Source organism: Aminobacter sp. LjRoot7 (assembly GCF_964252895.1).
Lineage (GTDB): Bacteria > Pseudomonadota > Alphaproteobacteria > Rhizobiales > Rhizobiaceae > Aminobacter > Aminobacter aminovorans_B.
Genome location: NZ_CAXUPX020000003.1, coordinates 498,131 through 521,613 on the forward strand (window position 1 = coordinate 498,131; position 23,483 = coordinate 521,613).

Here is a 23,483-nt window from a genome sequence, read left to right on the forward strand (position 1 = left end):
CAGCGCTTCAGCCACCGGAGGTGACAATGGACAAGACTGGTGACGCGCAGGCGGAGATCCTGGCGCGGCTGGACAGGCTCGAGTCGCGCGACGAGATCCGCCAGCTGATTTCCAAATATTCGCTGGCGCTCGACATGCGCGACATGAACGCGATGGCCTCGCTGTTTGCGCCCGACGTCAAGGTCGGCGGCGGCAAGTCGGGCAGGGCCGCCTTGCGCGACTGGCTCGACGAAACCATGCGCAATCAGTTCGACGGCACCTCGCACCATGTCGGTTCGACCATCATCGAGTTCGTCGATGCCGACAATGCCGTGGGCGTGGTCTACTCCAAGAACGAGCACGAATGCGGTGCCGAGTGGGTCATCATGCAGATGATGTACTACGACCGCTACGAGCGCATCGACGGCCGCTGGTTCTTCCGCCGCCGCCAGCCGCTTTACTGGTACGCCACCGATCTCAACAAGCCGCCCGTCGGCTCGCGCAAGATGCGCTGGCCCGGCCGCGAGCCCTATGAGGGCTCGTTCCACGAACTGTTCCCGTCCTGGAAGGAATTCTGGGCGAGGTCCGGCCCCGACGAAGCACTGCCTGAACCGGCGCCGCTCGAGGCCTTCATCGAAACCATGCGCAAAGGCAATGAAATCCGTGGCAACCGTGTGCGCTGAGAAGACTAACGATGGGCTGATCACTGAGAAGCTGTTCGAGCCGATCAAGCTCGGCGGCCTGGAGCTGTCGAACCGCATCGCGATGGCACCGATGTCGCGCTATTTCTGCGCCGACGGCGTGCCGCATGAGAAGGTGTCCGCCTATTACTCGCGCCGGGCACTGAACCAGGTCGGCCTCATCATCACCGAGGCGACCTATATCGGTCACCCGACGGCGCCGAGCTACGAGGGCGTGCCCTATTTCGCCGGCGAGGCAGCCCTTGCCGGCTGGGCCAAAGTGCGTACGGCGGTGCATGCGGCCGGTGGCAAGATCTTCCCGCAGCTCTGGCACACAGGCAGCTTCCGCAACTCCTCCATGGCGCCGCAGCCGGGCGTGCCGGGTGTCGGCCCGTCGGAGAACACAAACGCCTTCACCGGCCATCCTGAACCAACCAGGGCGATGACGGAGAAGGAAATTTTCGAGGTGATCGAGTCATATGCCGAGGCGGCGGAAGCGGCACAGAGGCTTGGCTTCGACGGCGTCGAGATACACGGCGCGCATGGCTACCTGATCGACGAGTTCTTCTGGGTGACCTCCAACCGCCGCACCGACCGCTATGGCGGCAACCGCCGCGAGCGCACGCGCTTCGCCGTCGAGGTGATCGAGGCGATGCGTGGTCGCGTTGGCCCCGACTTCCCCATCTCGTTCCGCTATTCGCAGTGGAAGCAGCAAGACTACAAGGCTGTGCTGGGCGACACGCCCGCTGAGCTCGCCGAAGTGCTGCAGCCGCTGGTCGATGCGGGTGTGAGCATTATGCATTGCTCAACGCGCCGCATCTGGGAGCCGGGCTTCGCGGCAGAGGGCGACATGACGCTCGCCGGCTGGACCAAGAAGCTCACCGGGCTTCCCGTCATCGCCGTCGGCGGCGTCGGCCTCGACCGGCCAGGTCTCAATGCGGCGGAAGCGGCCTCGCTTGACGTGATCGAAAAGCCGCTCGAGCGCGACGAGTTCGATATCCTGGCCGTGGGACGCGCGCTGCTGGCCGATCCGGCCTGGGCACTGAAGGTCCGGCAGGGCCGGGCCCACGAAGGAGTGGGCTATTCCAAGGAGCAGCTGAAGTCGCTTTTCTAAGCGAGAAGGCGTCGTTCTTGGCGCCTTTTCGTGCTTGGTAACGTCGACTCTCCAACACCAATGGACGAAAAGAGAAGCGCCGGGGACTTTGTCCGCCGGCGCTTTCAGTTTGGGTCGACAGGGAGTTGGGAGGATGTCCTGTCAGGCCGCTTGGCGCGGCCCGTGGCCGAGGATGACGGCGCTGTTCAGCACCAGCCGGACGAGTTCCGTCTGGCGCGTGATGCCGCTCTTGGAGAAGATCGAGCGCAGGTGGGCCCGTGCGGTGTTGCGGCTGATGTCAAGCGAGGTGGCGGCGTCCTCGAGCGACAGGCCGGCCGTCAGGCGGCGGGCGACGGCGGCTTCTGCCGGCGTCAGGTCGAACAGCTGGCGCACAAGGTCGCCTTCGACTTCCGGATTGGCTTCGGGATCGCGGATGTAGACTGCGACAGCGGAGTTGGCGGCGGCGGCGTTGTCCTTGCTGCCACGGATCGGGCGGACGATGACACCGAGATTGCGCGAGCCCGACTGCTTGGTCAGTGACAGGCCACGCGAGGTGGTGCCGGCGTCATCGGCGGCCATCTGCATGGCAGCCTTGACCGCGGTCTGGAAGTCGCGGTCCTCTTTGGCCGAGGTGGCACGCAGCTTGTTGCTCTGGATCTGGAGGCCGTCGCGGGCTTCGAGCAGGCGTGTTGCAGCGTCGGAGGCGCGGACGATCTTGCCGGAATGGTCGAGAATGACGACGCCGACATAGAGCTTGTCCATGACGTCGGAATAGAGCCGGCGCTCGACTTCGGTGGCACCCATGCGCCAGGACGTCTCGACGCCACGCGCCAGTTGGGAGACCAGGATTTCGCAGACTGACGCCGCATCGTCGTCGAACTTGCCATCGGCGCGATCACGGAAGACCCAGAGCGTGTAGCGGGCAGTGTCGTCGGTGGGAACGTAAGTGGCCGACATCGGCTGGCAGCGCTCGGAAAGATAGGCGAGCTGCGCCGGGCGGGTGAGGGCGGCACCTGCCGTATCGGTCATCTGCTCGTTGATCTCGGTGAAGGCGTAATAGGTCTCGCCGGTGCGTAGGCGGTCCTCGATCACCAGCACGGCAGCATAAGCGTCGAACTGCTCGCGGATCAACTCGAGCGGGGTGCGCAGCGGCTTGCCGTTCATCAGGCTGTCGGAGACACGGTTGAGGAAGTGGCCGAATTCGACGATCGATCTGGCGTGAAAGGTCATGGCAGGAGCTCCCAAAATCCGCCGCACGGGGGCGTGCGGGACCAGTGCCCGGCTGTGCAGCGCACGCCAGGAAGTCATGAGTTCGATTGTATTGGCGAGGGCCGAATATCGGCCCGGTATCAGCGGATCAGGACGGAGGGAGGAAACCTCGTCGGGCAAGATGCCGGACGGACGACGATCCAGTTGTCAGGCTTCGTATGCTCGAACCGGTCATCGCGCTTCCTCCCGAATGCGAAATGATTGATGTCGACAGTTATGTCATTAAATTGACACGTCGTCAAATTCGAAATGCGTTGCGTGGAATTTTTGACACTGTGTCAGTGGTGGATAAGTCTTGAGCAGGGTGCAAACGAAACGGGCCGGGTCTTGCGACCCGGCCCGCAGTTCAGGATTGCTCTGATGCTCAGGCGCCGCAGTCGGCGCGTTCGACCAGACCGTCTTCACGCGGCTTGTAGGGGTTCTTGACCACCTTGATCGACTCAGGCGCCGGCAGGAAGTGGCTCTTGCCACTGGCCTGGATCGGACCTGTCAGCATTTCGACCTTGGCGGCGTTGGCCAAAAGCCAGGCCGCAATCGACTCACCGTCGGTCTTGCCCGAGCCGTTGATGGCGGCAGCCAGCACGATCGGCTGGATGTAGTATGGGATCAGCGCCGAGGCGCCGCCCATGCGATCGACGTCGGCAACCTGTTCCTTGGCGCGCTTGGCGAACTTTGCGAAGGCATTCTCGCCAACCGCGTCGCTCGGGCAGTAGGTCATGCCGACGAACTGCACGCTGTAGACGTCCTTGAAAGCGTCTTCACCGACCACGGCGACGTTGCCGACGGCATAGTTGGTCATCGTTTGGTTGGCCAGAACCGGCACGTCCCAGCCGATGTCGGCACGGTTCTCAAGCAGCTTGCGTGAGTCGTCGCCGATCGAGTTGATCAGAAGGATCGCCTCGGCGCCCGAGCTGCGCATCTGGAACAGCTGAGGGGTCATGTCCTCGGTGCGGAAGGCGAATTCCTGCACCGCGGTCGGCTCGACGCCCTTCGACTTCAGATAGTCGACGATCTCGACCACGGCAGCCTTCGACATGCCGCCATTGTCGGAAATCAACGCCAGCTTCTTGAGCTTGAGCACGTCGATGGCGAAGTCGATGTTCGGCTTCATCTGATTGAGGCCGGTGACCGAACCCGAGAAGTGGAACGGGCCGGCTTCGGGCGTCAGCTGGGTCGAGGCGGCCGAAGAAACCTGGGCGATCTTCTTCTCGCTCGCCACCGGAACGACCGGGATGGTTTCCTGGCTGGTGGCCGGGCCGACGAGTGCCTGGACCTTCTCGTTCTCGATCAGGCGGCGCACTTCGGCAACCGCATGGGTCGGGTCGGTCATGGTGTCGCCGAGCACCAGCTCGGCCTTCTTGCCGAGAATGCCGCCAGCGGCATTGATGTCCTCTATGGCCAGCTTCCAGCCCACTTCGGCCGTCTTGCCGATCGAAGCACCACCGCCGGTCATCGACATGATGCCGCCGATCTTGACGACCTCCTGTGCCTGCGAAATGCCCGCCGACAGGGCCAGGGCTGCCACCGAAACCATTCCGATGGCCGTGCGACGTGAAATGGAACTATTCCATTGGAAGTTCATGCGTTTCTCCTCCGCTTACTTCGACCGACAAACAGTCACGGCCATGTGTCCGGAACATCGTCCGCTTGGACGATGGAGGGTGCGGCGCAGACGAATTCGTTAGCGCGAGCTAACAAAAGGCGTGAGGTTCAGTGCGGCGCGGCCTTCCTGGTGACGACGGCACGTGCCTGGGCAGGCTCCGGCAGCTTGCGCCAGGCCAGCCAGGCAAGCACCGCGCCCAGCGCCATCAGCGGCACGACGACCGACATGCCCAGCATCGCATCACCGAGTAATCCGGCAGCGACCGTACCCAGTAGCCCACTCCCCATCTGCAGGAACCCGCTCAGCGAGGCGGCAGCACCGGCATTGTCGGGGAAGGCAGCGACTGTTGCCACCGACATCGCAGGCATGACGAAGGAATTGCCGAAGACGAACATCGCCATGGGCAGCGCGACCGACAGGAATGTCGGCTCATACAGGCCGAGCAAGACAGCCATGGCCGCAGCGCCGAGGCTGCTGATCGCCAGACCGACCGGCACCATGCGGTACGCGCCATAGCGGGGAATGAGGCTGCGCATGACCAGAGAACCAGAGATGAAGCTGGCCGACTGGAACAGCATCGCAAGGCCGAATTGCGCGGGCGTCAGGCCGAGCCGGTCCATCAGGATGAAGGGCAGTACCGTTGCCTGGGTGTAGTAGGCGCCGAGCGTGCCGGCGATGACCAAGCTGGAGAACAGGAAATAGCCGCTGCCGAGCAGTTGGCGATAGGTCTTCATGACGGCACCGAGCCGCACCCGGCTCGGGTCGCGTTCGACGGTTTCGACCAGCGCGAAGCGGACCGTAAGCAGAGAAGCCACACCCATCAGGAACATGATGGAGAAGATTGCATGCCAGCCGGCCACTTCCATTACCAGCCCGCCGATAGTCGGTGCGATGGCCGGGGCGAGCGCCAGGATCATCGTGATCAGGTTGAGGATGCGCGCCGACTGCTCGTGAGCAAAGAGGTCGCGCACGATGGCGCGTGAGAGCGAGAGGCCGACGGCGGCACCGGCGCCCTGTAACAGCCGCGACAGGATCAACACGTCGATGGAGGGCGCAACCAATGCGCCGATGCTGCCAACAAGGTAGATGCCGAGAAAGGCCAGCGTCACCGGCTTGCGGCCATAGCCGTCGGACAGCGGCCCGCAGACCAGCTGAGTGAGGGCAAAGCCGGCAAAATAGAGCCCCAGCGTCATCTTCACCGCCTCTTCGGTCGTGCCGAAGGCGTGGACGATCTCGGGCATGGCAGGCGTGAACAATGACAAGGAGGCCGGACCGAGGCCGGCCAAAACCGCGCCGACGATCGTGACCCGCCGCTCGCTCATGACGCCAGGCTGCTGGTATTCTCGGTCTGATGTCATGGTGCAGGCCCCGGCTCGATGGATGGCAGGCGCCTCATCGGCAGAGTGCCTGTCTCCCAGATCGAACCGGGCTCAGCAAAGGTCATCCGTCATACGGACTAGCGGCGGGATTAATCGGCTGCGCGTCGCGCAAAAGAAAAGGGCCGCAGTTGCGGCCCCTGGAGAGGTGTCAGACAGCAGTGCCGTAGAGATCGTAGGGATCGGAGCGATCGACCTTGACGGTGACGATGTCGCCGACGCGCAGCGGGCGGCGTGACTGGATGTGGACCGAACCATCGATCTCTGGCGCGTCGTATTTGGTGCGGCCCTTGGCCGACGTGCCGTTGGCTTCGTCGATGATGACGGGCAGACGCTTGCCGACCTTCCTGGCCTGAGCGGCGGCCGAGATCTTCTGCTGGCGCTGCATGAAGCGGTGCCAGCGGGCTTCCTTGACCTCTTCGGGGACCTGTTCGAGGCCGAGGTCGTTGGAGCGCGCGCCCTTGACCGGCTCGTATTTGAAGCAGCCGGCGCGGTCGATCTTGGCTTCATCGATCCAGTCGAGCAGCATCTCGAAATCGTCCTCGGTTTCGCCGGGGAAGCCGACGATGAAGGTCGAGCGGATGGCGAGGTCCGGGCAGACGTCGCGCCAGCCACGGATGCGCTCGAGCGCCTTTTCGCCATGGGCCGGGCGGCGCATGTTCTTCAGAACCTGCGGCGAGGCGTGCTGGAAGGGGATATCGAGATAGGGAAGGATCTTGCCCTCGGCCATCAGTGGTATGACGTCGGCGACATGCGGGTAGGGGTAAACATAGTGCATGCGCACCCAGATGCCGAGTTCGCCGAGCTCCTGTGACAGGTCGAGGAATTTGGCGCGGACCTCGCGCTCCTTCCAGACGCTGGTCGCATATTTGATGTCGATGCCGTAGGCGCTGGTGTCCTGGGAGATGACCAGCAGTTCCTTGACGCCGGCATTCGCCAGCTTTTCCGCCTCGCGCAGCACGTCGGCCGCCGGGCGCGAGACGAGGTCGCCGCGCAGGTCGGGGATGATGCAGAAGGTGCAGCGGTTGTTGCAACCCTCTGAAATCTTGAGATAGGCGTAGTGGCGTGGGGTCAGCTTGACGCCCTGCGGCGGCACCAGATCGGTGAATGGGTCGTGGGCCGGCGGGGCTGCCTCGTGCACGGCGGCCATGACGCTCTCATAGGCCTGTGGGCCAGTAATGGCGAAGACGTTGGGGTGCTTCTCGCGGATCAGCTCGGGGGTGGCACCCATGCAGCCGGTGACGATGACCTTGCCGTTCTCCTTCATCGCCGTGCCGATCGCGTCTAGCGACTCGGTGCGCGCGGAATCGAGGAAGCCGCAGGTATTGACGACGACGAGGTCGGCGCCGTCATGCTTGCGGGCGATCTCGTAGCCTTCGGCGCGAAGCTGGGTGAGGATGCGTTCGGAATCGACAAGCGCCTTCGGGCAACCGAGGCTGACAAAACTGACGCGGGGTGCTGCGGACATAGACAAGGTTCCAATGGACAAGGGCCGCAACCCAAGTGGGCCGGCCCGGAAGTCTCGAATTTTCTCGATCTGTCGGCTCTGAAAAGAGCTCAATTCGGGCGGCGCAATAGCACAGGATCGACGTCCAAGCAAACCTACTGATCGCCACATGCAGAAAGGGCCGGATTGCTCCGGCCCTTCATTGTCATCGTTTCGGTCTCAGTGGGCCGGCGCGCTATGGCCGCCGAACCACTGGCTCAGGAAGCCGAACTGTTCGGGAAACTGGTCGACGGCACCGTCGAGCAGCATCTTCACAGCGACGTAGAGGATGATGATCAGGCCGATATAGGCGATCCAGCGGTACTTGTGCAGCAGACGCGCGACGAAGGAAGCGGCAAAGCCCATCAGCGCGATCGACAGCGCCAGGCCGATGATCAGGACTGTCGGGTGATCCATTGCGGCGCCAGCGACGGCCAGCACGTTGTCGAGCGACATCGACACGTCGGCGATGACGATCTGCCAGGCAGCCTGCGCAAAGGTCTTGCGGGCTCCCTTGGCGGCAATCTTGCCATCCTTGTCGTAGTCGGCGTCGGAGAGCGCTTCGGTGGCCTCATGCTCCTGTTCGTAGCTGACGCTGAGCTCGCGCCACATCTTCCAGCACACCCAGAGCAGCAGCAGGCCGCCAGCGATGAGCAGCATCGGCCCAATAGCGAGGAGCCACTGGGTGATAAGCGCGAAACCGATGCGGAGAACGGTCGCAGCCGCGATGCCGACGAGAATGGCCTTCTTGCGCTGATCGGCGGGAAGCCCCGCGGCGGCAAGGCCGATGACGATGGCATTGTCGCCAGCAAGCACGAGGTCGATAGCTATGACCTGCAGAAGGGCTGTGAGGCCTGCAACGGTAAATATCTCCATCGGACGGGACCCTCTCCGTTCAGTTCCAATGTCTCGATGTGGGCTATAACGCCCGACGCGCGTGCGTCAACAGACAAGCCGCGCGTTTATTCGAAACGGCTTAAATCCGCGCCAATCCTGACGCGAAGCTGACGAAACTTGGTGATAAGGGCGGCTAGACCGGCCGCTGCAGCGGTCATTCGCAGACGTATCTGACGCGTCCGGTGGGACCGCTCACGGCACGACAGGATATCGGCCTGGTATTGCCGCTGCTGGCCGCACGGCTTGGTGCGCGTGTCACCGGGCGAGGGCCGGGCTGTTCGGTGGCGAAGCGGATATCGGGCCCGGTTGGAAAAGCGGTCGCCTGCTGGCGTTCGGCCGCGGCGCGCCTGGCGTCGTCGTCCTGCCAGAAGCGCCGGGAGTCCACCTGTTTCGGAATGACGACGGTGCCATCGGACGAACGGCTGCAGCCGCCAAGCAGCGTGGCGGAAAAGCCCAATGTAAGCGCAAGCGTCAATGTCGAACCGAAACTCATGCGAATGCTATATCGCGCTCGATGGCGTCGATAAAGTCCTTACGTTCAACCAGTTGGGATAAATGAGAAAATTCGTCTAGGGCTGCAGTGCGGGTACATGAAAGCAGGCGAGCGGCTGTTCTTCGTTGGTGACGACGAGCAGTTCGCCTGACGGATCGAGATCGAGCCCCTTGGATCCGCCTTCTTCCGGATTGTGCCGGCCCTTGTGGAATGTCTCGTCGTCGAGAACCCTGACCGACACGACCGGCATATGCTCGCCCGTCCAGTTGCCAGGATGCGACTTGTAGACATGGACATATGGCGTGCCGGCATCGGCTACATAAATCATGGTGCCGTCCGAGGAAAAGCGCAGACCGTGCGGATAGCTGACGCCCAACAGCGTGCCCAAATGACGCGACTGGCGGTTGAGGCGCTTCGTGTTGCCGAAAACGAGCACGCTTTGCGTCATGTGGTTGCTTATGGCGATCCATGCCTTGTTCGGGCTGATGGCGATGCCGTCGGGCACATCGAGCCCCTGTTCCAGCAGGACCGAGTTGCGCGGCAGGCTCCAGCCGCCGTCGGTGCGGATCACATGCCGGGAAATCCGGTGCTTGTAATTGTTGCAGACGAGGAGTTCGCACCGGCCGTTCTCGATGCCGGACACGCAAACCGAGCCGGGGGAGTGGAGACGCGTTCGAAGACCTGCGCGCGTGATGGTGCGCAGCGGCGTGAGATTGTGGATAGGTCCCGCTTCGGTGCGAACCGGGAGCGCAAAGATCGCGATGCCACCCATGCGATTGGCCACCACCAGCGTTCGATCATCGATGAAGTCGAAGCCATGCGGTTCGTTCAAAGCCGCCGAATGCAGCTCCACGTAGTCTGTGATGCGCAATATCGGCCGGCCCGCCGGGCGATCGATCTCGATGTCGAGCAACAGGCAGGTTCCCTTGGCGAAACCGGCGATGGCGATGCGACGGCCATCGGGCGAAAACCTGACGTCCTCGGTCCGCCCAAGGCGCGCCATCGCCTGTTCGGCCTCTTTCGCAACGACGATATCCAACCTGGCGCGGCTGTCGTCGATGATCGTGTTGGGGCTGGGAACGGCGATGTTCATGGACTGCTGGCTTGAGGATGCGGGTGACTGAGGATTTGGCGTGCACAAATCACGTTGGCATACTGTGTGACAAGCCGCATGCAGCGAACAAACTAGATAGGGCAACTATTTAGAGCGTGTTCGCTACTGAGCTCAGCGTCGTGGCGATGGCCTGCTTGTACTTCTCGAATTCAGGCGACGTCTGCCTGACGACCGGCGGTGCAGGCGCGGTGGTGGTGGTGCCGGGTTGCGACGATACGGCTGGGGCGCGTCCAGTCATCTTTTTCTCTGCCCAGGCAACGACATAGGTGGCGTTCTTGCCGGTCAGGAAGGGATTGGCCTTGATGACGACCGCGCCGAGGACATCGGCGATCATGGCGTCGCCAGAGGCCGACAGGATCTGGTGGGCGCCTTCCATGCCGAGGAAGTGGCAGAGATAGAGCCGCCCGGCGGTGATCTGGTGGCCGCGCTGTTTGAGATAGGATTCGCCCTCGCGGGCCAGGTTGCGCACCATTTCGCGCGAGATGGTCGGGTCGAAGCGCAGTTCGAGCAGTTCGGCGGTCGAAAGCGAGCGCGCGAGATCGGGCCTATATGTGTTCATCATCCTGATCCAGGTGCTGCTGATGAACTGCCCAAGGCCGGTAGCCGACGACAGCGGGTTCTTGGCACGCGCGCTGCCGCCGCTCTCGACGTGGATGATGCGGTTGGTCAGGACCTCGATGGCTTGATCGTCAGACGTGGTGGTCGCGACGGTGGTTGTGGTGGTCGTCGTGGTCGTTGCCACGGCAACCGTGACGGTGCCGAGCGGGTCGATGGCCTGGCCGTCCTGGTAGAGCTCGAAATGCAGATGCGGGCCGGTCGACAGTCCGGTGGTGCCGATATAGCCGATGACGTCGCCGGCCTTTACCGTGCTACCGACGCTGATGCCGTCGGCGAAACGCTGCATGTGGGCGTATCGTGTCTCGCGGTTGTTGGCATGCGAGATGCGGATGAGGTTGCCGTAGCCCTTGCCGTCGCCCTCGAACACGACCTGGCCGTCGAAGGCGGCGGCGATCGGCGTGCCGATCGGGGCTGCCCAGTCGACGCCCTTGTGGATGCGGACGGTCTTCAGGATCGGATGCTTGCGCGGCCCGAAGGTCGAGGTCAGGACGCCATTGACCGGCGTGAACAAGCCATTCGTCGTTGCCAGTGAGCGAACCTGGTCGTCACCGCCGACGCAGGAGAACTGGCCGTCGCTTTGCTGGAAGACGAAGCATTCAAGCTTCCTGTCGGTGCCGTGGACGCCGACATAGAGCACGCGGCCGGCGACACCGTCCTTGCCGCGTGCCGTTTCCGAATAGAGCAGGACCAGGCGCTGGTCCTCGGTGGCAAATGCGTTCAGATCCTGGCCGCGCGAAAGGTACATGATCGCTTCACCGAGCACTCCGGTGGGCACGTTGTTGCGGGCGGCGGTCGAATAGATCGCGTCGAGCAGCCGGTACTGCCGCTTCTGCGCGCCTGCCTGCGGTGTGCCGGAATAGTTGAACAGGTCGTCGCGTACCCAGGGATCGACGCCCTCGACAAACTGGCCGGCCGAATTGCGGGCAAGCGTGCCGATGAACCGGTTCATGGCGTAGACCGAAACCTGCATCAGCGCCATTGCCGGCGCGCTGCGCCTTGGCCGGAAGCCGCGCAGGGCGACGACATAGCCGGGTTCGAGGTTCTCCAGCTTGAATACCGCCTTGAGCGCGTCACTGACCAACTTGGCTTCGTCTGTGGCGAAATGCGCCTCCAGCGCCACGCTTTCGAGCGTGCGGTTGGTGAGGACCTTGACGAAGATGTCCTCGGTCGCGGTGAACCGTTCTGGTTCCGGGGTGACGGTAGCAACGCTTGTGTTATTTTCGACGGCGGTCTTTTCGAAGGCGGGCAGGGCGGCTTCGCCCTGATCTATGGTTTCGCCCCAGCCTGCGCCGACATCGGAGGTGTCATCGCCTTCAGGCTCGATCTCGTCGAGATCGGTTGCCGCCGACGGCGTTGGCTGGACATTGGTTTGTTGCCCTGCCGCTGGCTCGGCCACCGCGCGCTGCGCCTGGAAGAAGGCAAAATCCTCCTGGGTCGAGGGGATGGCGGTCATGAAGCGTTCGCTGGAGCTCAGCATCGTGTCGGAGAGGTATTCGATGCTTGGCGAGATGCCGTCCTCGACAAGGTCTGCCGGGCGGGAAAGCTGGCGCCGCTTGGTCTCAGCGCCGGCCTCATGCGCCAGGTTGATCCACATCGGGTCGCCGGCGAGATCGACGATGGCCGGCACATAGACAGCGGCATCCGCCGGCACGATGTCGGTTTCCTCCGTCGGCTGCAGGTCGCCCTCATATTCGGCCGGCGACCAATAGTCCGCGCCGAAGTAGATGGCGGCCGCGATCAGGCTGGCCAGCACGAGGATACCCGTCACTATCATGGCCTTCAGCCGGCGCTCTTGCGAGCGCTTGGCCATACGCTGTTGTTTTTGCTGCTTGAAGCTCGCGTCGATGCCATGCGTCATGGCGACGACCCGGTCAGGAAGAAGGTCCAGCGGGACTGTTCGAGCGTGTCGACCTCATAGAACCGGGCCGCGATGTGGCCACGCTGCCAGCATTCATCGATGCCGCGCACGGTGAACCGCTTGCGTTCGACGCACATGTCGGTCGAGCCGCTGAGGATGGCGTTGCCGAAGACGTCGGTCGCGTAGATGTAGATGTAGCGGTTGGTCAGTTCGTCGCGAATGACGTTGACGCACTGGTTGGCGCCGATCGTCCACCAGCCGTCAGTTTGGAACGCGGCGTCGACCTCCTGGCCGACGGCCAGATTGACGACATCGAGCGTCTGATTGCAGACGGTGAATTCAGCGCGTGCAGCGCCAGGAGCAAAGAGCAACGACAGGAACGCAAGGATGCCAAAGAGCGCCGCGCGTGCACCAGCTCGGTGTCCGATCCCAACAGCACTGTCTTGCCGGCCGCTATCGGCCTCCCGCCAAAGCTTGAGAAGCTGCACCGTCGGCCTCGCCCCGAATCCGCACCAGCACAATGGTGACGTTGTCCGTTCCGCCGCGCTCGAGAACCTTTGCCAGCAGGTCTTCGCATGCCGCCTGCGCTGTCGTCGAAACCACTGCCGCCTCGATCTCGGTATCCGAGACATGGGCAGTCAGCCCGTCGGTGCCGAGGATGAAGACGTCGCCGGGCATAAGATCGCCCTGGCGGAAATCGACGTCGATGTCGTCGCTGACGCCGATGGCACGGGTGATGACATTGCGGCGCGGCCAGGTCTGCGCCTCCTCGGCGGTGATCGCGCCGCGATCGAGCAGTTCCTGCACTTCGGTATGATCATGCGAGACCTGGGAGATCGAGCCGTCGCGCACCAGATAGACGCGGCTGTCGCCGAGCCAAAGGCAGGCGAACTTGCCGTCCATGGCAAGCAGTGCCGCGACCGTCGAACCCATCGTTGCGCCACGCGAGTCTGAAATCTCGCGGATGTCGGAATGGGCCAGCCTCAGCCTGTCGACGAAGCGTGCGCGCAGGTCCGGTGCGGATTCAGGGATGCCGATGGTCGACAGGTGTTCGACAATGCTGGCGGAGGCGACTTCACCGGCGTCATGGCCACCCATGCCGTCGGCGACAACCCACAGGCCGCTGCGGGGTTCGATCAGGTAGCTGTCTTCATTGACCTGTCGGACGCAGCCCTTGTGGCTGACGCCATAGCTTTCGAAGGGGAGGGCAACATTGTCCAATGGCCTCAAGCGCTTCTCGAGCGCCCCTCTGCGTTGCGTGTTGACGCACGCGTCATTCAGTCTGCCACAGGCCCGTGCGTTAGAGTACAGAAATTAACGCCGGGCACGTCGCTGGTACTTGCTCGCCAAGTCAAAGCCCCTTCGGACAGGTGAAACCGGAGAATGCGGCAAGCGAAAACGGATTGCCCGGCGGGTTGATCTGGACGGTGTAGGCGACATCGCGGCCGCCGATGACGTAGCGCAGTTCGAGCTTGTCGCCATTGAGCGTCGAGGTTCCGGCGTCGAGCAGGCGTTTGAGCGCCCAAGGCCCTTCGAACCTGATAGCGGATTCGCGCCCGGGAAGCTCTGGCGTCAGACTGAGATTGGCCGAGCCGGCGGAGGCACTGCCGGGCCAGGTGACGATGCCTGGGCTGCTGCCGTTCTGGTAGCTCTGGACAACCTGTCCGTTGACGTCGAGCAAAGCCATGTCGGCGTCGCCATGCAGCGAAAACGGCGTGAAAGTGATGTTGACGGCAGGTGTCGAACCGCCAAGCGGAAAGAACGCGTCGCGGATTTCGGCGGCAAGCTGGAACTGCTTCAGCGTCGACCGGGAAAGCCCACGGCCGAGGCGCGACTCCTGCTTCCATTGCCATTCCGCCCCCGACATGTCGGCGAAGGAGGCGAGATTCTGGGCGAAAAACCTGTCGATGACGCCGCTGGGCGCAAAAAGCCGGGCGAAATCGCCGATCGGCACGTCCTGGCTGGCGCCGGTGCCGAATGGGTAGCGGTTGGCGATGACTTCCTCGCATGGGCCGCTGACGGTTTCCTGCAGCGCCTGGTTGAGCTGCGCCACCGAGGTCTCGGCGACGTCGCCCTCGAAGTCGTCGGCAGCGGCATGGACCATGCGCGACAGGGTCTTGGGCACACGCGAGGCATTGGCGCGGAGGTTGGATATCTGCAACTGCAGATTCGCATTGACCCGTCCGGCCTGAGACGGGGCCGCTGCCGAGATCGTCAGGCTCTGATAGACGGCATGGAAATTCTGGATCAGGGCGTCGATGGGCCGCTGGCCGGGACGGCCGTCGACAAGAAGCTGGAACGGGCGGAACTGCGCCTCGATGTTTGCGCCCGGCACGACTGTCGGCGCATTGGCAAATGCCGCGCCGGCGCGATTGGCGGACTTGCGGCCCGGCAATTCGATGCCGATGCGGGCGAGGCCTTCGGCGCGTGCATCGGCGTCGGCTGTGGTGCCAGTGCCGCGCGTCAGCGCCGTTTCGCGGGCGATCGCCTCAAACAATTGCGCCAGTGGCGAACTGGGCGAGCCGGCGGCGGAAAGCGCCAGATATTCCGGTTTGTCCGCCGCCATCGGCCTGAACTTCAGCTTGTCGAGAACGCCGTTCCAGGTTGATGAAAACGCGTTGCTGTAGCGCTCGAGCATTTCGGGGCCGAGCCGCAGCAACTCCTGCTCGACGTCGCCTTGCTCGCTGCCGGCGCCGATGACCCATTGCTCATCGACAAGTTTCTGGGCGACTCCGGCAAGCTGGGTCAGGTAGAAATCGGTGAAGCCGGCATGGGTGTAGAGGCCGGGGACACGCAGCGCCGACAGTTCGCTGCCATCGACGGTCTCGAACACCAGCTTTGCTTCCTGACCACCTTTGGAGGCGACGGCGAAGTCGTCGAGAGTGGCCGCAGTCAGCGCCGAGGCGATGAGCGCGGAGGCGCGGTCGGCGACCGTCATGCGGCCCAGCGCGCGCTGCGCCGACTCGACGACGGGGCGATTGAGCTCGAATGCCGGGTCGAACTCATCGTCGAGCGTCAGCATCGCCCGCAGGTGCTTTTCCAGGATGAGACGGCCTTCGCGGTTTTGCGGGCCGGGATAGCGGTTCTGCTCCCAGTCCTTCTTCATCCACGAGACGATCTGTTCGTCATCGACCTTCGGCGCCTTGCCGCCGAGCATGAGGTAGATCTTGAGCGCTTCGTAGAGTGCCGCCGGATCGCTCATCTTCGCCTCGATGGTGCGCTCGAGGTGAAGCAGCAGGCGTGGGCGCAGCATCCGCTCCAGCGCCAGTCGGTAGGTTGTTTCCGATGCCGACAGCAGCCGCGCGCGCTGGCTGAGCCCGAGCGTTTCGCGCGCAGGCGTCGGCTGGTCGCGGTGCTCGTAGCCGGTCGGCAGGCCGCTGATACTCTCCAGCGCGTCGATGACATTCTCAAGATCGACGTCGGACACCGTTTCCGCCTGGAGCAGTGCTGCGGCCGACGACGTGTAGCTTTCCGCCGCCTGGCTGGTCGCCGTGATCAGCGCCTTGTTGGCAGTGTAGCTCATGGCCAGGGCGCCCAGCGCCACAGTGGCTATCAGGGTGATGGCGCCGATCCCGGCGTAGCGGCCGAACCGCGCACGCCGGTCGGCGGCATCGTCGTAGGAGACCCAGCCGGCTTCGGCGAAAATGACATTGGCCAAAAGGTCGTGCAGGAAGAAGCTCTTGCCAGTACCGGAAAGCTGCGCCTGGGTGCCGTTGCCGAAACTCCGGCCGATTGCGCCGAGCACACGGTCGATCGGCGTGCCCTCCTGCGTGCCGGAGGAGAAATAGAACCCGCGCAGGATGGCGCTTGCCTGTTTCTTCGTCGGCTCAAAGACGCGGCCGAGGAAGGTAGCACTGCGCTCCCTGAGCGAGGCGAACTGCGCGGCAAAGCTGAAAATGGCCATACGTGCGACAGGGTCCGGCTCGCCTTGCAGGCGATCCGGCACATCCTCCGACAGGCGGCGCACCAGCGCATCGAACTCGACCGGGGCTTCGCCGACCATGTTCGCCTTGCGGTCCGCGCCCTGGAATGTCGCGCCCCAGACCATGCGCCGGCTTGTTTCGTCCAGGCTGCCGAAACTTTCCATGAAGCCGGCGATCAGGTCGGCCTTGGTGAAGAGCACATAGACGGGGAAGCCGATGTTCAGCGTCTCATGGATTTCCTGCAGGCGATTGCGGATGACGACAGCGTGGGCATCAAGCTCCTGATCGCTCGACGTCATCACATCGGCGAGGCTGATGGCGACGATCACGCCATTGATCGGCTGCCTGGCGCGGTGCTTCTTGAGCAGCGACAGAAAGGCGATCCAGCCCCTGCGGTCGCTTTCGGTATCGGCATCCTGGCTGGTGTAGCGGCCGGCGGTGTCGATCAGCACCGCTTCGTCGGTGAACCACCAGTCGCAGTTTCGGGTGCCGCCAACACCGGGCACCGGCTGGGCCGTGCCTGATACGGCGAGCGGAAACTTCAGCCCCGAATTGACCAGCGCCGTGGTCTTGCCGGCACCGGGCGTGCCGATGATCAGATACCAGGGCACCTCGTAGAGAAAATTGCGCTTACCACTGGCGCGCTTGAGCGCAGCGATTGCCTTGGTCATCCCCGTTTCGAGCAAGCTGGCGTCGCCGTCATAGGCGCTGTCGCTGGCCACAGCTGCTGCGAGCGCCTGTTGTGCTTGGCGAGCATGCCAGACGCGGATCAGGGCAATGCTCGCGGCCAAGGCCAGGATGAAGGCGATGAAAGCCATGCGCGCCCAAACAGGTTCGAGCGGTCGGCTGCCGGCCAGGACGATCAGCGGGCCGGCGAACCACACGGTGGCGGCAAGGCCGGCGAGTGCCATGACGCTCAATGTCCTGAGCAGCCAGGCCATCATGGCCATCCTGCGATGCGGCGGCGCGAACTCACGGCGCGTCCTCGCGCCGGATCATGACGTCGACACGCCGGTTCAAGGCGCGGCCGTCGGCGGTCGCGTTGTCGGCGATCGGTACATCCTCGCCCTTGCCTTCGACAGCAATTCGCGCGGTATCGCCGATCCCCGGGGCGAGGGCTTTCGCCACCGCTTCGGCCCGGGCAACGGAGAGATCGTAGTTGGATTTGTAGGCGCTGGACTGGCGCGGTTTCACATTGTCGGTGTGGCCAACGATCTTGATCGGACCAGGTTCGCTGGCAAGCGCCGCGGCAATGCGTGCCGCCACGGGCGTGAATTCGGGCCTCGTCTTGGCCTTGCCCGGTTCGAACAGCAGCTCGTTGTTGAGCTCGACGACGATGAACTCGCCCTTGGAGGCAACGGTCAGGCCACCGGCGCCGATGTCCTGGGTAAGGGCTGCGCGGATGCGGTAGATCTGCGCCATGGCCGGGGCGGGTGCCGTGGGCTCGGCCTTGTCTATGGGATTGGTTTGTTCGACCGGCTCGGCATGTTCGACGGGTGGGGCAAAGTCGCTGCGTTCGATGACGACAGGCGTCGCCGGCGTGAGCGCAAGCAATGTCGCGGCGAGCGCGTCGCCGTCCCTGGTGACGTCGGCGCGCATCCAGAAGAAGGCGGCGGTGACGAAGGCGAGAGCCAAAGCAGCGATCGCCCACAGCGGCAGCCGGTAGGGCCGCCGGCCCACGGTGGCCGCGAGGCCCTGCCAATGCGGCGAAATGCCGTCATCGGAGAGCGGCCTGAAATAGCGCAACGCGGCGTAGACATCCTGGCGGACGGGTTCGAGGCTCTGCTCGCCACCAGCGACGCCACGATATGGGCCTTCGAAGCCGAGCGACATACAGGCATGCATCAGTTCGAGCAGGTCGCCACGCTCGGCCGGATCGGCCAGCACCGAGTTCAGCGCTTCGAAAAAGCCGTTGCCGGGCGCATCGATGCCATAGAAGCGCGACAACATGCTGTGCTGCGTCCCGCTGTCGGTGCCTATACCCGGCAGGTTGGCGATGATGTCGTCGGCCGTCTCGCAAAGGGCGTATTTCGCGATATGCGCGTCGTCTTCGCTCACGCCAGCTTCGGCGGCCTTCCATTCGAATTCTTCGATACATTCGGCGACATGCTGGGCCAGCGTCGCTGCGTCGGGTTCGACAGTTACTGTCCTGAGATGGCCGAACAGGATCAGAAGCGGAGTCGCTGCCGATACCAGCGGATTGGCACCGGCGACCTTTACGCGCTCCGCGGCCCCAAACAGGGCCTCCGTCGACGTGCCTGGTTCGGGCGTCGCCTGCTTACGGTGTTTGTGATTGTTGCGGGCTGCGTCGTCAGGTCGTTCTCCGAAGGGGCTGGCCTGGTAGATCACCGTAGCCGAAGCTGGCGTCTGCTGTCCGGGGCTGCCGCTGTAGATGACGGTCGGATCGGAAGCCGCCGGTTGCGACGAGGGCGGGGGCGATTGATCAGGTCGCGGCGCGCGGCGCGGCGATCCGCGAATGACGGTTCTGCCGTCGGAGCCGGAAGGATCGTCCTTCGAACTCATCGCCGATTACCCGCTTTCGCGCGACGGCTGCCATGCCATGACAATGCCGCGGATGCCTCCGGTCACGTGCCAACAACACATCGTAATGCAAGGAAATGGCGATTGGAACCGGGGCCGGGGGCGGCGGGAGAAACGGAGGGATCGACTGACAGATCGGCTCCACCGGGCGACGCTACTTCTTGTTCGCCGACTTGGCGTAGGCTTCGCTGAAATAGGCGAGGAAGACGTCGAGCATACCGTTCTCATGCGCTGCCTCCTTGGCCTCCCATGTCGCCACGAACATGTCCCAGGCCCGTCCCTTCTTGGAGACAAAGGCCGAGGTGGGAAGCTTCCGTTCGATGGCGTCAGGCGACAGTTCCGAGAGCAGCCGCGACAGGGCCGCCTGCATTGCCGCATAGGTCGCGAGTTCATGCGTCTTGAGATCGCGGAATGCCTCCTCGACGCTGTGCCGGGCATCAAGATAGCCGGAGCGGCGCTGGGCAAACATGATCTCGAGGATTTCTTCCGAGCGCGGAATGAACTTCAGCGGGTTGTTGTCGACGCCGCCGACCATCGTGCGCTGGCTGCTCTTGGCAAGCGTCTTCGCGGCCGCGCGCGCTTTCAAAAGCAAAGCAAGCTCGTCGACAACCGCGCGCAGCACCGCGCCGACTTCCGCAGCAACATCCTTCGGGTCACGCTGCAGGAACACGTCGGGTGAAACGCCGGCGCCTGCGGCGATGAGCCGGAGCAGTTCGGTTGCCTCCGGCCGCTGCTGTGGGGGCACGGGCTGGACGGGCACGGGGTGCTGCGCGCGTGCATGCTGGGCTGGCTGACGCGCGGCGACACCGGCCGCAGCCTGGCCGTTGCTCGCGCCGCCGAAGAACGGGTCCGCCAGCTGCGGTGGCGGCTGGCCGATATCTGCAGCATGGCGCGCCGGGATCGGATTGCCCCAGTCGTTGCCGGCGCTGCGGTCGTCCTCGACCGCGACCGAGACGATGTAGCTTCCGATCGAAAGCTGATCGCCATGGCTGAGCGGATGCGGGTCGGTGACGCGCTGGCTCGAGCCGTTGACGAACGTGCCATTGCGCGAGACGTCGTAGAGCCAGAACGTGCCCCTGTCGTAACGCACCTCGCAATGCAGGCCGGAGATGAACAGGTTGGGGTCGGGCAGGTTCCAGTCGCGATTTTCGCGGCCGATGGCGAAGCTGCGACCATTCGAACTGTAGAACAGCGGTCCGCCTGTGGGCAGCCTGTCGACATTCTCGATGGTCAAAGTGATGAGCATCCGAATTCGTCCGCCAAACCTCTGTTTCCGGCAGCCTCGTCCAAATTCCTTATTTTATTCTAGCAGTTTGCTGCGACCGCAGCACAGGGGCATTTGGGCGCGGAGGTGTTGCCGCTCGCGCCGCGCCGGCTTTGGCCGGTTGAAAAACTTGTGCTAAGCTCAACTCAGATGTCCGGCCGTCCCCGCGGAGAGGCACGACGCCATGGCTAACGATCGCGCGACTGTGGTCCGGACACCGCTCGGCGACACGTTGACATTCACCCATCTGGTCGGCCGCGACGAGATCAGCCGCTGTTTCGCCTATACCGTCGGCTTCGTCAGCAGCGACCCCGATATCGATCCGCTGAAGATGTTGGGCAGCGCCGTTTCGGTCGAGGGCGAGTCCGACCCGAAACGCTGGTTCAGCGGCTTGGTGTCGGATTTCCGCTTGACCCGCATGGAAGATCGGCAAGTCTATTACGAAGCGGTCGTCCGGCCATGGCTGTGGTTTCTCGGCTCGGCCACGGACTGCCGCATTTTCCAGAACATGAGCGTCGTTGAGATCGTCGAGAAAATCTTCTCGAAATACGGCTCAGCAAAGTTCGAGAAGCGGCTGCAGGGCTCGTATCCGCCGCGCGACTATTGCGTGCAATATGACGAAACCGACCTCGATTTCGTGCAGCGCCTGCTCGAGCATGAAGGCATCATGTATTTCTTCGAGCATGGCGATGGCGAGCATACGCTGATCCTTGCCGACGCGATGAACAAGCTCAAGCCGGCGCCGGGCTACGAGAAGGTGCCGTATCATTTCGAAGGACAGGGCGCGCGCCGCGACGTCGAATACATCACCGAGTGGATCCCCGGCAGCTCGGTCCGGCCCGGCGCCTACACCCACACCGACTACGACTTCAAGAAGCCCGATGCCAGCCTGATGGCCAAGTCCGACCAGGCGTTCGGCCACAAGCTCGCGTCGGGGGAGAACTACCGCCAGCCCGGCTCCCATCTGGATGTCGGCCGTGGCGACAAGATCGCCGGCATACGCCGCGAGGAACTGCAGGCCGTTCACCAGCGCATCGCCGCAGCGGGCACGGTGCGCGGGCTGTTCTCGGGCTGCACCTTCAAACTCGACGGGTTTCCGCGCGACGACCAGAACCAGGAATATCTCGTGGTCAGCGTCGAGTACCGTATCTTCGACCCTGGCTATCGCAGCGGCATCGAGACGAAGGGCGAGAGTTTTACTGTCGTTCTCGGCGTTGCGCCGACAAGCCTGCCATACCGTCCCCCGCGCATAACCCCGCGCCCGATCATGCGGGGGCCGCAGACGGCACGTGTCGTCGGCCCGTCCGGCGAGGAGATATTCACCGACGAATACGCCCGGGTGAAGGTGCAGTTCCACTGGGACCGTCTGGGAAAGAAGGACCAGGATAGCTCGTGTTTCGTACGCGTGTCGCAGACCTGGGCCGGCAGCGGCTGGGGCTTCATCCAGATCCCGCGCATCGGCCAGGAGGTCATCGTCGATTTCATCGAGGGCGACCCGGACCAGCCGATCATCACAGGCCGCGTCTATAACGCCGCCCAGATGCCGCCCTATGGCTTGCCCGGCAACGCGACGCAGTCGGGCTGGAAGTCGAATTCGTCAAAAGGAGGCGGCGGCTACAACGAGCTGATGTTCGAGGACAAGGCCGGCTCCGAGTTGGTCAACTTCCAGGCCCAGAAGGACCACAACCTTCTGATCAAGAACGACCGCACCAAGCTGGTGCAGCACGATCAGTCCGACCGCATCGACCACGACGCCAAGCACTCCGTCGGCCACGACCTGGATGAAGACGTCGGCAACAACAAGACGGTGAAGGTCGGCGTCGACCAGACGACGGATATCGGTTCGAACGATACCGAGACTGTCGGCAAGAACCGCTCGCTGACCGTCGGCTCGAACGAGACCATCAGCATCGGTTCGAACTCGACGGAGACGATCGGCGCCAACCACGCGCAGACAGTCGCCATTGCCCAGGCGATCACGGTGGGTGCTGCGCGGGTGGACACGGTTGGCGCCACCGAGACGCGCACGGTCGGATCGGCGCAGACCAACACGATCGGGTCGACGCGTGCGGTAACAGTAGGTGCAGCCCAAACGCATCAGATAGGTGCCGCCGACAGCTGGAACATAGCCTCAAACCAAGAGGTGACGATCGGCGCCGACCAGACTTTCAACATCGCCGGCGATCAGAAATCGAAGATCGGCAAGGGCAGGCGCACTGAAATCACCGCCGACGATGGAACGAAGGTGGGCGGCGCCTACGAGTTGCGCATCGCCAAGGCCAGCATGGTTCAGATCGGCGAAGACGGGAAGATGAATGTCGGCAAGACATTCCTGATCGAAGCCGGCGACGCCATTGCGCTGAAATGCGGCTCGGCGAGCATCTCCATGAAAAAGGACGGAACGATCACGATTGAGGGCAAGGACATCAGCATCAAGGGATCGGGCAAGATCAACATCAAGGCTTCCAGCGACATCGTCATGAAGGGCTCGGAGATCAAGCAGAACTGAGGGCGGCGGCAATGACCAGGACCGTGAAGCGCATTGATGGGGTTGTGATCGGAATTTTCCTCGGCTTGGACGGGGATGCGCCGCTCGTTGTGTTCCCCGGCAATGCCAAGGAGACCGCGGTTCAGGCCCGCAGTCTGACTGAGCTGAGTTCGGACATGATTGGCGCAGAGGTAGCGTTGCTGTTCGAGGGCGGCGACCCTGGCCGGCCGCTGATCGTCGGCCGCATCGTCGAACCCGTGCGCAAGTCACAGACGCCACAGGTCGTCCGCGATGGCGAGATGGTCAAGATCGTGGCCGGGGAGCGCCTGGAACTGCGCTGCGGCAAGGCCACGATCATCATGGAGAAGGATGGGCATATCACCATTCGCGGCACCTATGTCACCAGCCATGCAAGCGCAGCCAACCGCATCCGTGGCGGCTCTGTAAACCTAAACTGATGCCGAAGATCGTCCTGCGAGAAATCGTGCGGCAGCATGCGGAAATGGCGGCATTTCTGTGGACCGTCTACGACCATCACCTGCTCCATCCGGATGAAAACCCCGACATGGACGAGGAACGTCTTGCGCGGCTGGTCGAGCGGCTAGATGCGCATCTCGATGGCCTGCGCATCGCAGGCGAGGCCGGACGCGAGATCGCAGAGGAAATCTACGCCGAGTATCCGGAAGCCGGAGAGCTGTTCGTGCTGCGCATGCTCATGGAGGGCGCGCCCCGGCGAATAGCCGAACTCGACCTGGAAAAGGTCCGGGCCTATCTCAACGTCAACGGTACTTGATCTTTCGT

At 63.5% G+C, this 23,483-nt stretch carries 19 protein-coding genes; 6 read left to right on the forward strand and 13 right to left on the reverse strand.

The annotated features are described in order from the left end of the window. The first annotated feature begins 26 nt into the window (after positions 1-26). Together ACSQ3E_RS12030 and ACSQ3E_RS12035 are read left to right on the forward strand one after the other, a co-directional pair. Positions 27-662 (forward strand): nuclear transport factor 2 family protein, encoded by a 636-nt coding sequence (locus ACSQ3E_RS12030; RefSeq protein ID WP_436122869.1) that lies wholly within the window; start codon positions 27-29, stop codon positions 660-662. Beyond that, on the forward strand, positions 634-1,773 hold the full coding sequence (locus ACSQ3E_RS12035) for an NADH:flavin oxidoreductase (protein ID WP_436122870.1): 1,140 nt from the start codon (positions 634-636) through the stop codon (positions 1,771-1,773). The genes ACSQ3E_RS12030 and ACSQ3E_RS12035 overlap by 29 nt, the downstream gene beginning before the upstream one ends. Positions 1,774-1,914: 141 nt before the next feature. On the opposite strand, the gene ACSQ3E_RS12040 is transcribed toward ACSQ3E_RS12035, so the two are convergent. The 7 genes from ACSQ3E_RS12040 to ACSQ3E_RS12070 form a co-directional block, all read right to left on the reverse strand. Continuing rightward, on the reverse strand, positions 1,915-2,982 hold the full coding sequence (locus ACSQ3E_RS12040; protein ID WP_436122871.1) for a helix-turn-helix transcriptional regulator: 1,068 nt from the start codon (positions 2,980-2,982) through the stop codon (positions 1,915-1,917). A 403-nt stretch (positions 2,983-3,385) separates the two neighbouring features. Next, the gene (locus tag ACSQ3E_RS12045; protein WP_436122872.1) at positions 3,386-4,603 is read right to left on the reverse strand and encodes an ABC transporter substrate-binding protein; all 1,218 of its coding nucleotides are present in this window, start codon (positions 4,601-4,603) and stop codon (positions 3,386-3,388) included. A 128-nt stretch (positions 4,604-4,731) separates the two neighbouring features. Beyond that, complete coding sequence (locus ACSQ3E_RS12050) at positions 4,732-5,982, reverse strand: multidrug effflux MFS transporter (RefSeq protein WP_436122873.1); 1,251 nt, start codon at positions 5,980-5,982, stop codon at positions 4,732-4,734. Between the two features lie 169 nt (positions 5,983-6,151). Beyond that, entirely contained in the window at positions 6,152-7,468 is a 1,317-nt protein-coding gene (rimO, locus tag ACSQ3E_RS12055; protein WP_436122874.1) for a 30S ribosomal protein S12 methylthiotransferase RimO, read from the reverse strand. A gap of 198 nt (positions 7,469-7,666) precedes the next feature. Beyond that, the gene (locus tag ACSQ3E_RS12060; protein ID WP_310318891.1) at positions 7,667-8,362 is read right to left on the reverse strand and encodes a TerC family protein; all 696 of its coding nucleotides are present in this window, start codon (positions 8,360-8,362) and stop codon (positions 7,667-7,669) included. 175 nt (positions 8,363-8,537) lie between these two features. Continuing rightward, positions 8,538-8,876, reverse strand: coding sequence for a hypothetical protein (locus tag ACSQ3E_RS12065; RefSeq protein ID WP_436122875.1), 339 nt, complete (start codon positions 8,874-8,876; stop codon positions 8,538-8,540). A gap of 76 nt (positions 8,877-8,952) precedes the next feature. Further along, positions 8,953-9,789, reverse strand: coding sequence for a YncE family protein (locus ACSQ3E_RS12070; RefSeq protein ID WP_436122876.1), 837 nt, complete (start codon positions 9,787-9,789; stop codon positions 8,953-8,955). A 28-nt stretch (positions 9,790-9,817) separates the two neighbouring features. Here ACSQ3E_RS12070 and ACSQ3E_RS12075 point away from each other — a divergent pair, with 28 nt between their 5' ends. Next, complete coding sequence (locus ACSQ3E_RS12075) at positions 9,818-10,000, forward strand: hypothetical protein (RefSeq protein WP_436122877.1); 183 nt, start codon at positions 9,818-9,820, stop codon at positions 9,998-10,000. 78 nt (positions 10,001-10,078) lie between these two features. Here ACSQ3E_RS12075 and ACSQ3E_RS12080 read toward each other — a convergent pair whose 3' ends face one another. The 6 genes from ACSQ3E_RS12080 to tagH form a co-directional block, all read right to left on the reverse strand. Beyond that, entirely contained in the window at positions 10,079-12,466 is a 2,388-nt protein-coding gene (locus ACSQ3E_RS12080; protein WP_436122878.1) for a peptidoglycan DD-metalloendopeptidase family protein, read from the reverse strand. Beyond that, positions 12,463-12,855 carry a DUF1036 domain-containing protein gene (locus ACSQ3E_RS12085; RefSeq protein WP_310319149.1) on the reverse strand — a complete coding sequence of 131 codons (393 nt, stop codon included), beginning with the start codon at positions 12,853-12,855 and terminating at the stop codon, positions 12,463-12,465. Before ACSQ3E_RS12085 ends, ACSQ3E_RS12080 begins: the two co-directional genes overlap by 4 nt. A 64-nt stretch (positions 12,856-12,919) precedes the next feature. Beyond that, positions 12,920-13,687, reverse strand: a complete 768-nt coding sequence (locus ACSQ3E_RS12090) for a PP2C family protein-serine/threonine phosphatase (protein WP_310318900.1) — start codon at positions 13,685-13,687, stop codon at positions 12,920-12,922. Positions 13,688-13,817: 130 nt separating this feature from the next. Next, positions 13,818-17,339: a type VI secretion system membrane subunit TssM gene (gene tssM, locus ACSQ3E_RS12095; RefSeq protein ID WP_436122879.1), complete on the reverse strand. Its 3,522-nt coding sequence runs from the start codon at positions 17,337-17,339 to the stop codon at positions 13,818-13,820. Positions 17,340-17,361: 22 nt separating this feature from the next. Then, on the reverse strand, positions 17,362-18,912 hold the full coding sequence (gene tssL / locus ACSQ3E_RS12100) for a type VI secretion system protein TssL, long form (protein WP_436122880.1): 1,551 nt from the start codon (positions 18,910-18,912) through the stop codon (positions 17,362-17,364). A gap of 172 nt (positions 18,913-19,084) precedes the next feature. Beyond that, positions 19,085-20,176, reverse strand: a complete 1,092-nt coding sequence (gene tagH / locus ACSQ3E_RS12105; RefSeq protein WP_436122881.1) for a type VI secretion system-associated FHA domain protein TagH — start codon at positions 20,174-20,176, stop codon at positions 19,085-19,087. Between the two features lie 202 nt (positions 20,177-20,378). Between tagH and ACSQ3E_RS12110 the strand changes: the two genes are divergently transcribed. Genes ACSQ3E_RS12110 through ACSQ3E_RS12120 form a run of 3 tightly spaced genes read left to right on the forward strand, consistent with a single transcriptional unit; the run spans position 20,379 to position 23,475 of the window. Then, a complete protein-coding gene (locus tag ACSQ3E_RS12110; protein WP_436122882.1) occupies positions 20,379-22,703 on the forward strand; it encodes a type VI secretion system Vgr family protein in 2,325 nt (774 codons plus the stop codon). 11 nt (positions 22,704-22,714) lie between these two features. Continuing rightward, positions 22,715-23,140 carry a DUF6484 domain-containing protein gene (locus ACSQ3E_RS12115; RefSeq protein WP_310318915.1) on the forward strand — a complete coding sequence of 142 codons (426 nt, stop codon included), beginning with the start codon at positions 22,715-22,717 and terminating at the stop codon, positions 23,138-23,140. Next, on the forward strand, positions 23,140-23,475 hold the full coding sequence (locus ACSQ3E_RS12120) for a hypothetical protein (protein WP_436122883.1): 336 nt from the start codon (positions 23,140-23,142) through the stop codon (positions 23,473-23,475). Before ACSQ3E_RS12115 ends, ACSQ3E_RS12120 begins: the two co-directional genes overlap by 1 nt. Positions 23,476-23,483: the final 8 nt, after the last annotated feature.

Bases quoted from the DNA above. Each gene is read 5' to 3' on its own strand.
- ACSQ3E_RS12030 (WP_436122869.1), top strand. From the start codon at position 27: ATGGACAAGACTGGTGACGCGCAGGCGGAGATCCTGGCGCGGCTGGAC.
- ACSQ3E_RS12035 (WP_436122870.1), top strand. From the start codon at position 634: ATGAAATCCGTGGCAACCGTGTGCGCTGAGAAGACTAACGATGGGCTG.
- ACSQ3E_RS12040 (WP_436122871.1), bottom strand. From the start codon at position 2,982: ATGACCTTTCACGCCAGATCGATCGTCGAATTCGGCCACTTCCTCAAC.
- ACSQ3E_RS12045 (WP_436122872.1), bottom strand. From the start codon at position 4,603: ATGAACTTCCAATGGAATAGTTCCATTTCACGTCGCACGGCCATCGGA.
- ACSQ3E_RS12050 (WP_436122873.1), bottom strand. From the start codon at position 5,982: ATGACATCAGACCGAGAATACCAGCAGCCTGGCGTCATGAGCGAGCGG.
- rimO (WP_436122874.1), bottom strand. From the start codon at position 7,468: ATGTCCGCAGCACCCCGCGTCAGTTTTGTCAGCCTCGGTTGCCCGAAG.
- ACSQ3E_RS12060 (WP_310318891.1), bottom strand. From the start codon at position 8,362: ATGGAGATATTTACCGTTGCAGGCCTCACAGCCCTTCTGCAGGTCATA.
- ACSQ3E_RS12065 (WP_436122875.1), bottom strand. From the start codon at position 8,876: ATGAGTTTCGGTTCGACATTGACGCTTGCGCTTACATTGGGCTTTTCC.
- ACSQ3E_RS12075 (WP_436122877.1), top strand. From the start codon at position 9,818: ATGGCGATGCGACGGCCATCGGGCGAAAACCTGACGTCCTCGGTCCGC.
- ACSQ3E_RS12080 (WP_436122878.1), bottom strand. From the start codon at position 12,466: ATGACGCATGGCATCGACGCGAGCTTCAAGCAGCAAAAACAACAGCGT.
- tssM (WP_436122879.1), bottom strand. From the start codon at position 17,339: ATGGCCATGATGGCCTGGCTGCTCAGGACATTGAGCGTCATGGCACTC.
- tssL (WP_436122880.1), bottom strand. From the start codon at position 18,912: ATGAGTTCGAAGGACGATCCTTCCGGCTCCGACGGCAGAACCGTCATT.
- tagH (WP_436122881.1), bottom strand. From the start codon at position 20,176: ATGCTCATCACTTTGACCATCGAGAATGTCGACAGGCTGCCCACAGGC.
- ACSQ3E_RS12110 (WP_436122882.1), top strand. From the start codon at position 20,379: ATGGCTAACGATCGCGCGACTGTGGTCCGGACACCGCTCGGCGACACG.
- ACSQ3E_RS12115 (WP_310318915.1), top strand. From the start codon at position 22,715: ATGACCAGGACCGTGAAGCGCATTGATGGGGTTGTGATCGGAATTTTC.
- ACSQ3E_RS12120 (WP_436122883.1), top strand. From the start codon at position 23,140: ATGCCGAAGATCGTCCTGCGAGAAATCGTGCGGCAGCATGCGGAAATG.